A 10,260-nucleotide genomic window follows, 5' to 3' on the forward strand; every position below is an offset into this window, starting at 1 on the left:
CAGCACCAGCACCAGCGCCAGCACCAGCGCCAGCGCCAGCGCCCGCCGTTGCGTCGAAGCCCGCAACGAAACCCACAACCGAGCACGCGGGAACCGCTGCGGACTTCGACGTGATCGTCATCGGCGGAGGCCCCGGAGGATACATCGCGGCCATCCGCGCAGCGCAGCTCGGCAGATCGGTTGCTTGCGTCGAGCAATGGAAGAGCCCTGCCGGCAAACCGAAGCTTGGCGGGACGTGCCTGAACGTCGGCTGTATCCCGTCGAAAGCACTGTTGGCCTCGTCGGAGGAATATGAAAACGCGGTGCACCACCTGAGCGATCATGGTGTCGGCGTCGAGAATGTGACGCTCGACTTGGCCAAGATGATCGGCCGCAAGGAAGGTATCGTTGAAAAGATAACCGGCGGTGTGGAGTTCCTGTTTCGCAAGAACAAGATCACGTGGCTGAAGGGGCACGGGAAGTTCGCCGGAAAGGCCGAAGGGAATATCCGCGTCGAAGTCAGTGGAGAAGGCGAAGCAAAAACGTACACCGCCAAAGATGTCATCGTTGCGACGGGTTCGAAGGCGCGCCATCTGCCCGGCGTGCCAGTCGACAATAAAATTGTGTCCGACAACGAAGGCGCTTTGTCGTTTGACTCGGCTCCGAAGACGCTGGCCGTCATAGGAGGCGGAGTCATCGGACTCGAACTGGGCTCGGTCTGGCGTCGCCTTGGAGCCGACGTGACGGTGCTAGAAATGCTGCCGACCTTCCTTGCGACCGTCGATGACTCGCTCGCCAAGGAAGCCGCGAAGCAATTCAAGAAACAAGGGCTCGACATCGTGCTCGGCGTAAATATTGGCGAAGTGAAGATCACTGACAAGGGCGTTTCAATCGCCTACACCGATGACAAGGGTGCCGCCCAGACGCTTAACGCGGATCGGTTGATCGTGTCGATTGGGCGCGTCCCGAACACGGATGGACTGGATCTCGCCGCAATTGGCTTACAGGTCGACGAGCGCGGTTTCATCCCCGTCGATGAGCACTGCGCGACAAGTATTGCGAACGTGTACGCGATAGGCGACGTAGTGCGCGGACCGATGCTCGCTCACAAGGCGGAAGATGAAGGTGTGATGGTCGCCGAGATCATCGACGGGCAGAAGCCCCACATTGATTACAACTGCATTCCGTGGGTGATATACACCGAGCCCGAAATCGCCTGGGTCGGCCAGACCGAGCAGCAGCTCAAGGCTTCCGGCCGCGCGATCAAGACCGGCCAGTTTCCGATGTCGGCGAACGGCCGTGCGATGGGAATCGGCAAGACAGTCGGCTTCGTGAAGATGATTGCAGATGCCACCACTGACGAGTTGCTGGGCGTTCATATCATTTCGGCAAACGCCTCCGACCTGATTGCCGAAGCGGTGGTTGCGATGGAGTTCAAGGCTGCGTCCGAGGACATCGGGATAATCAGCCATCCCCATCCCTCGCTCTCGGAAGTCATGCGGGAGGCCGCCCTTGCTGTGCAAAAGCGAGCACTCAACATGTAAGGCCAAGAGAATCGGGGTTGCGTGTCATTCGGATATCATTCGGATTCCTACTCAATACGTCGGCGCAATGACCTTCTTTTGATACGCGAGCCCCGGAGCTTGACGCTTAAGGCGTCAACGTGCGGGTTAGCAGACAAGCGGTCGCAACCTTTTCGGCTACAAGAGTTTCCAGACGCCCGCATCGGGCGCCTGGAAACCGCGCTGCAACTGCGGTCGCCCGCGCGGCTGGCGGGCGAGTCAGATTGCTAGGGCAATCCGACTCTTATAACGGGCACTTATAACGGCTGGATGTTCGACGCTTGCTGTCCTTTCGGCCCCTTCTTCGATTCATAGCTCACCTTCTGCCCTTCCTGTAGCGTCTTGAAGCCCTCCGAGCGAATTTCCGAGAAGTGGGCAAACAAATCATCACCGCCCTCGTCCGGCGTGATGAACCCGAAGCCCTTTGCGTCGTTAAACCATTTCACTGTGCCAGTTGCCATCATTTTTTCCAGTCAAGAGGTGCCGTCTGAGCGGCGGTTACGCAGCGCGACCGCGCTGCGAAATTCGTTTTGACGCGACCTGCGAGAAATCTGCGCAATCTTGCTCGCTGTGTCGGGTCGAATATCCATGTCTATTACTCTAATTCTACGGTTACGGCATCGAGCCAATCAAGTTTCTCCGTAAAATACGTTCGCAGTTCTTGATGAGTCCCGGATCAACGGACAGGCGAAAGGGATTGGATAACCCGGCACTCAGCGACCGCGCTGCGACTGCATTGATCGATAAGACCATGCCCCTTCGACAACCACCTGCGTAGCGGCTGTTGACGCCCTTGTCCATATTGTTCATATGATTGAGCAGACGCTAGGGAGCCGCCCTAGACGTGCCTGCGCGCGCTGGATTCGAACATCGAACGGAAATTTCGCCGATATAACGCTCCATTTGCCTCTACACGCGATTCTTCCTTGCTTAAGACCTAGCCCATCCCCCAAAATAAATGGCTTGTCCCTAACCTATACTTCCATGAAGCTTTCACGTCGCGCAGTGCTTGGCCGAGGCCTTGCCATTCCCTTGAGCCTGAGTCTGTCGCCATTTATGGCGCTTCGTTCCGGTGTCGCCAACGCGGCGGCTCCTCCATCGCTCGCAATCGTAATGAATTCCGGTGAAGCCAGCGTCTCGGTGATCGACATGGCGTCACGCAAAGTTATCCGCACGCTGCCGACACTGCGCGAACCCAGTCACTGGGCGCTTTCGCCGGACCGCAACAAGCTCTATATCGCCGACGCCAGCGGCAACGCGCTGTTCGTGGTCGATCCGCATACCGCCACTGCGATCGGTCACAAGACCATTGCCGACCCCTATCAGCTTGGCTTCACGCCGGATCATCGCTACCTCGTTGTCAACGCGCTCCGGCTCGACTATGTCGATGTCTATAACGCCGTGGACCTGAGCCTGGTCAAGCGCTTCTCGCCAGGGTCAATGCCAAGCCACCTGGATTTCTCGCCCGATTCCCGCTGGAGCTTCAATTCCATGCAGGGATCTGGAACGGTTGTTTCATTTGACCTCACCACCATGGCGATCCGCTGGAAGACGAAGGTGGGCTCAACCCCGGCCGGCGTGCTCTGGCACAATGGAAAAGTGCTCGTATGCGTGATGGGAACCGATCATGTGGTGGAACTCGACCCGGTAACCGGACAGGTGCTGCGGACGGCGAAAACCGGAATCGGCCCTCACAACATCTTCCTCACGCCCGACGGCAGCACGCTCTACGTGTCCAACCGCATTGGAGGCTCGCTGGTGGCCCTCGATCCTACGACTCTTGCGGTGCGTCGCACGTATCCCTTCCACGCCGCTGGACCGGACGATATTGGCGTCGCGCCCGATGGCAAGCTATGGATTACGCTGCGCTTTCGCGAACAGGTGGCAGTGCTGGACCCGCAAACCGGCGCTTATGACACGATCGACGTAGGACGCTCTCCACACGGCATTTTCCTCACGACGGAAATGAGCCGAGCGGGTCTGGTCACCGCTGAAACTTTGTAGGAAGCGTCATGCTTATATTTCTCGACAGGCTGTTTAACGCTTTTGCCGGCGAGATCGATCAGTACCTCGTCTTACCCCTGCTCTACCATTTCGGCTGGATGCAGTGGGAAGAACTCTCTTTCGACTGGGTGCTGGTGTGCGTCTATGGGATGTTCGCGGTCGTGGTCACCTACGCCGTATGCTGGCCCCTAGAGGCGTTCTTCCCGATTGAACAGTGGAAGGATCGTAAAGCTGTCGTGACCGACGCGTTTTACACGGTCCTCAACCGCGTCGGCGTATTGCCGATCGTGAGTTTCCTCATGTTCTACCAGGCACAGGTGATCCTGAACGGCTTCGTGGTCGCCCACGGCTATATCCCGCCGACGCTCGAGACCCTTATACCGCCGCTCCTCGGTCACCCGATTGTCACGTTCATCGCGTACGCGTTCATCCTCGATTGCGCCGATTACTGGCGCCATCGCTTGTCGCATACGTTTCGCGGCTGGTACGCGCTGCACGCGCTGCATCACGCGCAGCGACAAATGAGTTTCTGGTCCGACGACCGGAATCATCTGCTGGACGATCTGGTCGCCGCGTTGTGGTTCGGCGTCATTGGTCTTGCCATTGGCATCCCGCCCCTCCAGTTTCCCTTGCTGTTCCTGTTCATGCGCTTCGTCGAAAGCTTGAGCCACGCCAATATCCGGATGTCGTTTGGTTGGCTAGGCGACAGGCTGATCGTCTCGCCGCGCTTTCACCGCCTGCATCATGGGCTGCGTGCGGCCGGGCGCAACTCTTGCAACTACGGTGCCGTCTTCCCGATTTGGGACATCGTGTTCCGCACGGCTGATTTTTCGGCGGAGTACCCGCCCACGGGAGACCGGCGCGCGCCTGAATCGATGGCAAGCGGCGGCTATATCGCCCAGCAAGTTGGCGGCTTGCAATTCTTCGCGTCCGAGATCCGACAACCCTCGAAAAGCGCACGCCGCAAGTCCTGAAGAACGCTGTCGTTTGGGCTAAGCCAGAGCTAAACCAGCGCTTAGCCCACATCGATCAAAAATGTGCTTTGATAGCGGAAAGTCAGGTCAGTGCCAATAACCAGATGGCGGACACCGTTGCAATGGGCTAGGGAAAACCGATATTCGGCCGCCCTAGGGCGAACCTGACCCCAAACCGCATTGAGGTAAGCAATGGATGACCGTGTTCGCGACGAAGCCGTCCGATCCTTGACCGACAACACGACCTTCGCGATGAGGGAAGTGCTGGAGGGTCGCCGGACTGGCTGGTCCATGCTCTTGCCTTTTGCGGGGCCGGCGGTCGTCGTGTCCGTGGCTTATATGGACCCGGGCAATTTCGCGACCAATATCCAGGCGGGCGCGCGATACGGCTACGCATTGTTGTGGGTCGTGCTGTTAGCCAACGTCATTGCCATGCTATTCCAGGCACTTTCCGCAAAACTGGGGATCGTCACCGGGCGCAACCTCGCGGAGCTTTGCCGGGACTATTTCCCGGCACCACTCGTCTACCTGATGTGGGCCGTGAGTGAGGTCGCCGCGATGGCTACCGATCTCGCTGAATTCCTGGGCGGCGCGATCGGCCTGAGCCTGCTCTTTCACATGCCGCTGTTAGTCGGCATGATCGTCACAGGTGTCGTGACGTACGGCTTATTGTTCTTCGAGAAAGCGGGATACAGGCCACTGGAGTTAATCATTGGCGCGCTGGTCGGAATCATCGGCCTGTGTTACCTGGCGGAACTTTTCATTGCCCCCGTGGCCTGGTCCGGCGTCGGCTTGCACCTGTTCAAGCCCGAACTACCCGACGCGCAAGCGGTGACGATCGCTGTCGGCATCATTGGCGCGACTGTCATGCCACACGCGCTGTTCCTGCACTCAGGGCTCACCCAGAGCCGTATGCTTCCAAGAACCGAAGCGGAGCGCAAGAAGGTGATCAGGTTTTCGAACTTCGAAGTCGTCATCGCCTTGACGATTGCGGGAATGATCAACATTGCGATGGTGATCATGGCGTCGAGCGCGTTCCACGCGGGTCATCCAGACGTTGCAGAGATTGGAACGGCTTATCACACGCTAGCCCCTCTGCTCGGCATCGCCGCTGCCGGAATCTTTCTCTTGTCGCTGATCGCGTCTGGCATATCGAGCTCGGTGGTCGGCACCATGGCCGGCCAGATGATCATGCAAGGCTTTGTCGGCTTTCGAATTCCTATATGGCTGCGCCGTGCAGTCACGATGATCCCGAGCTTTGTCGTGGTCGCGCATGGCGTGAACGCAACCCACGCGCTTGTGATGAGCCAGGTGGTGCTTAGTCTGGCGCTGCCGTTTCCAATCGCCGCGCTTCTCTGGTTCACCTGCCGCACCGAAGTCATGGGCGAATATCGAAATCGAACGATAGTGAAAGGCGCCGCGATCGTGGCTGCCATCGCCGTGCTGTCGCTGAACGCAATCCTGCTGCTACAAACATTTGGGGTCGACATCCCCGGCTTGCCGAGCTGATTCTTACCGTTGCGTTCTAACGCGACGGTAAGGCAATCCGGGTGTAAGGAGTCTTAATACGGCTTGCAGGGTCTATAGGGCAAGCTTGTAGCCTTCGTGGCTGGCCACGAAACCAAGCTTCTCGTAGAAGCGTTGTGCATCGACACGACTCTTATCGGTCGTCAGTTGCACAAGGCTGCAATCGCGCGACCTGCATTGCGATATCGCCCATTCAAGCATCCTGCGCCCCAGTCCTGAATCGCGTTGGGGTGCTGCTATTCGAACCGCTTCGATTTGTCCCCTCCATGCACCCATTCGCGCGATCCCCGGGATAAACGAAAGTTGCAGCGTGCCGATTACCGTGTCGTTGTCGTCGACCACGACCACAAGGCGCTGATTCGCATCGGCGTCTATGGCTCGGAACGCGGCGATGTACCTTGGGTCGAGTGGCAGGGTGGTAATTTCCCGCTGGCTGCCGAGTTTGTCATCGGCCAATAACGCTACGATTGCGGGGACATCGGTTAAGAGAGCAGAGCGGAAAACGATTTGTTCCACGTTAAAACCCCATGTAATCTGACGTTGAAGAAAGCGCAGCGTCCAAGCGTACGTTTTCTATTCGGGTGTTGGTTCAGCGTCAAGGCCCCCCCATCCAACACTTGAAACGCTCTGCTCCATGCTAAGGCGACTGGCAAGCTGTTCGAGCATGAATTGATAGGTCGGATGCGCACGGAAAGTCGCTGTCACCTCGACGCGCTTCCTTTCATCGTCGCAATCGCGGCTGCTCAGGCTTTCGAATGAGAGCGGCCCGGATGCCAGGGCGTTCGAGAGTATCGCTCGAATATTGATTTCATCCTTCTCCTGGCAAACCACGGTGAAGACGTACTGGCGCACGAGGTCAGCCGTCGATACCGGGGCTGCGTTGATCGCACGGCCAATCCCTCGCAGGCCCGTGTTCGCTAACAGGACGACGGCGGTTCCGGCCATCGCAGGACTGAAATGCCCAGCCCCGCACAGGACACCTACCGCGGCCGAGCACCACAGCGTGGCGGCCGTATTGATTCCCTGGATCGAGCCTTTGTCCCGCATGATGACACCGCCGCCCAGGAACCCGACGCCGGAAACCACGTAGGAGGCGATCTGGGTGACCCCCGCCGTTCCGTTGCCGGTCAGCACGCCCAGCGTGACGAAGAGGCACGCGCCGCACGACACCAGCGTGATCGTGCGCAGTCCTGCCGTGCGCTGGCGCAACTGGCGCTCAAGGCCAATGGCTACCCCGCAGGCAAAGGCGGCAAACAACCTCAAGAGGAAATCGAGCGTCATGTCTTTGTGGTCGAGTTACGGTTCGCCCCCGAACCCGAGCACGTTGAACTTGCGCTAAGTGGACAGGTCTTTTCGCTGCCCGGCATTCTAACCTCATCAACTGTCAATACCCCACGGATTCCGGGGAATGACGCCGTTGCGCCGGGTCATCCGCTCGATGCGACGTTCTTATATCCAGAGGTCGTTCTGAGCCGTCCGGTCACTGTCTTCACCACCCGTGTTCAGGACGCCCCGCGGCTCGATCAGCAGGAGCTTTACTTCGCCTGCCGCGTAGGGTTTGTGTTCCGTGCCCTTTGGTACGACGAACATTTCGCCCGGGCCCAGTGTCACGAAACCATCACGGAAATCGATGCGCAGTTTCCCTTCAAGTACAAGGAACGCCTCATCGGTTTCCGAATGGTCGTGCCAGACGAAGTCGCCCTCGATCTTCACGACCTTGAACTGGTAATCGTTCATCTCGGCCACTACGCGTGGCGACCAGCGTTCGTTAATTCGCGACAACTTCTCCGCGAAGTTGACCGGCTTATAAACAGTGCTGCCGTGTTGATTGCCTGCGTCATTTGTCATGGGGATCCACCTCCTTTGTCAGTCCGAAAGTGTCAGTCTGAACGTGATCCGTGAGCCACTTTACCGCGTACGCCATCGAAGCGGCTTCAGTACGCGATCCGGCAACTGGTTAGGCCTGCTACTCGGATGCGATGCCGTGCAGGGCAGCAACTCAACTCTCGGAAGTGGAGGGCTTCGCCATCGACCCATACGGTCCGACGCGATTCTGGGGTGTCGGGCCGAAGTGAAAGACGGACCCACTTGGACGCTTACGACTGATCGCCGCCTTTGTCGATTGCGATCCCGAGTTCAGCCGCCAGATGCTCGACCAGCGCCTGCAGCCGGATCAATTCCGCGCCAAGACGTTTCTGCTCGGTCTTGAGCAACTCGAAGTCGTCGTACGAAACAGAATCATCACTTGCGCCGCGCGCCGGCATTTCGTCCAGCGCAACCTCGCCACACAACAGATGCATCCAGCGGCTTTCGCGCGCGCCAGGAACACGCGGGAGTTTCACTACACGAGGCGGGTCGTTTGCCTTTAGCTCATCCAGAAACGCCTCGACCGACGAGATGTCGGCGAAGGAATGCAAACGGGCGCTGTTCAACCGCAATTCCGCCGCGGTCTGTGGCCCGCGAAGGAGCAGCGTAGCAAGTAGCGCGGCCGCCTGGCTGGGGACGCCAAATACACGGTTCAAATTGTGTTCGAAACGTGGAACGCGGCTACTGCTCCCCTCTGCTACCAAACTCAGGCGTTTCAAGCTATCAATCGCTTCGAGTATGTCGGCCTCAGTGACATTCATCACCGGGTCACGCGCTGTTTTCTGGTTGCAACCGGAGGCAAGCGAATTGAGTGAAAGCGGATACGTATCGGGGACCGTATGCTGCTTTTCGAACAATACGCCCAGCACTCGCCCCTCGATGGGTGTCAGGAAACGGATCGGCGGGCGTGTCGAGGAATCGGAGGTGGAGTTCATGCGTGATGTCGCCAGGTACAGCTAGTTGAACTGGACCTGGCCGTGAGCCCGGCACAAGTCGCTCGTTGAACCACCTATGATAGCCGGAGCGCATCTCCGCAGCACACACGAGGTCCAGCGCGCGCTTGAACGTCGGCTTCAATGACAAAACCGTCGCGTCACGCGCAACGCGCCAACCAGTCGGCGAGGTGCGCGCTTTAATGGGGCATGGGGACCGAGCTGCGCTTATTCCACGAACGGTTCAATGACATGCCGGTCCCCAAGCAGCATGGCGTCGGCCACATGCTGAAGCGGGCTGACATCGACGTCGCTGGCGCCTGTCGACACCAGTTCGTGGAACCGTTCGTACAAGCCGGGATATTCGCGTTCCGGGCCGATATCGACCGCCTTCCCGTCAATATGCAGTTGCTTGCCGCCTTGCGTGAGCAGCAGCGTTGCACCGCGTGTCAGGACCTCGATCTGCCACAATTCTTCCGGGCCGTGGCGCCAGTCGAACTCGGCACGGATCGCGGTACCTTTCGCGTCGTTAAAGTTAAGCGATGCCGCAATCGGGTTGTGCCTGTTTCCCGGCACAAAAAGCTCCGCCGATTTGAGGAAAAACGCATGCGGCAAGATGCGCGTCATGATCGACAACGCGTTGATGCCTGGATCGAATACGCCGAGGCCACCCGGTTGCCAGATCCAGTCCTGATTCGGATGCCAGCGGCGCACGTCTTCCTTCCACTGCACATTGACCGCCGTGATCTCCTGCCCTGCAAGCCACGAGCGGGCCGCCTCAACGCCAGGTGCATGGCGCGAATGCCACGTAGCAAAAAGGCTGACCTTGTGTTCCCGGGCGAGTTCGGCGAGCACGCCAATTTCGGCGACGCTCGCGCCTGGCGGCTTTTCGAGCATGACGTGCTTGCCGGCTATCAGGGCGGCCTTCGCCTGGGCAAAGCGCACTTGCGGCGGCGCGCATAGCGATACCGCCTGCAGCGTGGGCTCTGCGGCTAACAGCGCTTCGACATCAGTGTAATTCCTGACACCCTCTACTTGGGCGTTGCGACTCGAGCAAGCGATCAGGTCAAAGCCTGGGTTCGCCGCGAGCGCGGGCAGGTGCTGATCGCGGGCAATCTTGCCGACACCTGCGATAGCAATCGCGATTTTTTCTTTCATGTCTTGTTGTTTCCTTTTTGGGGGGAGCTGGTAGCGCTTGGCATGGAGTTTACCTGCTAGCGGGAGATGAGGGGCGGTTCTACTTGCGGCGAGTGTGGGGATCGGGTGGAGTCCTTCTGCTTACGTGGTCGATCTGCTTAAGTCGGATTTTCTTGCTTGTTTCTGTTAGCCCCTGTTCGGGGCGGAACTTCATTTCTTTGCAAACGCGCAAAGAAACGAAGCAAAGAAACGCGTTTAAACCGCCAATCCTTAAGTGTC

General features: G+C 58.6%; 10 protein-coding genes. 4 read left to right on the top strand and 6 right to left on the bottom strand.

Translation table 11 applies throughout. From position 1 onward, the window contains the following. Nucleotides 1–110 precede the first annotated feature (110 nt). Nucleotides 111–1,523, top strand: a complete 1,413-nt coding sequence (gene lpdA, locus WCA53_RS12995; protein WP_423910509.1) for a dihydrolipoyl dehydrogenase — start codon at nt 111–113, stop codon at nt 1,521–1,523. Nucleotides 1,524–1,798: 275 nt separating this feature from the next. Here lpdA and WCA53_RS13000 read toward each other — a convergent pair whose 3' ends face one another. Continuing rightward, the gene (locus tag WCA53_RS13000; protein WP_423910482.1) at nt 1,799–2,002 is read right to left on the bottom strand and encodes a cold-shock protein; all 204 of its coding nucleotides are present in this window, start codon (nt 2,000–2,002) and stop codon (nt 1,799–1,801) included. Nucleotides 2,003–2,597: 595 nt separating this feature from the next. On the opposite strand from WCA53_RS13000, the gene WCA53_RS13005 reads away from it, so the two are divergent. From WCA53_RS13005 to WCA53_RS13015, 3 genes are all read left to right on the top strand, one after another. After that, nucleotides 2,598–3,545 carry a beta-propeller fold lactonase family protein gene (locus WCA53_RS13005; protein ID WP_423910512.1) on the top strand — a complete coding sequence of 316 codons (948 nt, stop codon included), beginning with the start codon at nt 2,598–2,600 and terminating at the stop codon, nt 3,543–3,545. A gap of 8 nt (nt 3,546–3,553) precedes the next feature. Next, complete coding sequence (locus WCA53_RS13010) at nt 3,554–4,519, top strand: sterol desaturase family protein (RefSeq protein ID WP_423910485.1); 966 nt, start codon at nt 3,554–3,556, stop codon at nt 4,517–4,519. Between the two features lie 192 nt (nt 4,520–4,711). Further along, nucleotides 4,712–6,028, top strand: a complete 1,317-nt coding sequence (locus WCA53_RS13015; protein ID WP_423910488.1) for an Nramp family divalent metal transporter — start codon at nt 4,712–4,714, stop codon at nt 6,026–6,028. Nucleotides 6,029–6,100: 72 nt separating this feature from the next. On the opposite strand, the gene WCA53_RS13020 is transcribed toward WCA53_RS13015, so the two are convergent. The 5 genes from WCA53_RS13020 to WCA53_RS13040 all read right to left on the bottom strand — a co-directional run bounded on the left by WCA53_RS13020 (nt 6,101) and on the right by WCA53_RS13040 (nt 10,002). After that, a complete protein-coding gene (locus WCA53_RS13020; RefSeq protein WP_423910491.1) occupies nt 6,101–6,562 on the bottom strand; it encodes a GNAT family N-acetyltransferase in 462 nt (153 codons plus the stop codon). Nucleotides 6,563–6,619: 57 nt separating this feature from the next. Further along, the gene (locus WCA53_RS13025; protein WP_423910496.1) at nt 6,620–7,327 is read right to left on the bottom strand and encodes an MgtC/SapB family protein; all 708 of its coding nucleotides are present in this window, start codon (nt 7,325–7,327) and stop codon (nt 6,620–6,622) included. Between the two features lie 168 nt (nt 7,328–7,495). Then, a complete protein-coding gene (locus tag WCA53_RS13030; protein ID WP_423910500.1) occupies nt 7,496–7,894 on the bottom strand; it encodes a cupin domain-containing protein in 399 nt (132 codons plus the stop codon). Between the two features lie 248 nt (nt 7,895–8,142). Further along, the gene (locus WCA53_RS13035; protein ID WP_423910503.1) at nt 8,143–8,847 is read right to left on the bottom strand and encodes a YceH family protein; all 705 of its coding nucleotides are present in this window, start codon (nt 8,845–8,847) and stop codon (nt 8,143–8,145) included. A gap of 225 nt (nt 8,848–9,072) precedes the next feature. Next, nucleotides 9,073–10,002, bottom strand: coding sequence for a Gfo/Idh/MocA family protein (locus WCA53_RS13040; RefSeq protein WP_423910506.1), 930 nt, complete (start codon nt 10,000–10,002; stop codon nt 9,073–9,075). Between the last annotated feature and the right edge of the window lie 258 nt (nt 10,003–10,260).

Source organism: Caballeronia sp., from assembly GCF_049581465.1.
Classification (GTDB): Bacteria; Pseudomonadota; Gammaproteobacteria; order Burkholderiales; family Burkholderiaceae; genus Caballeronia.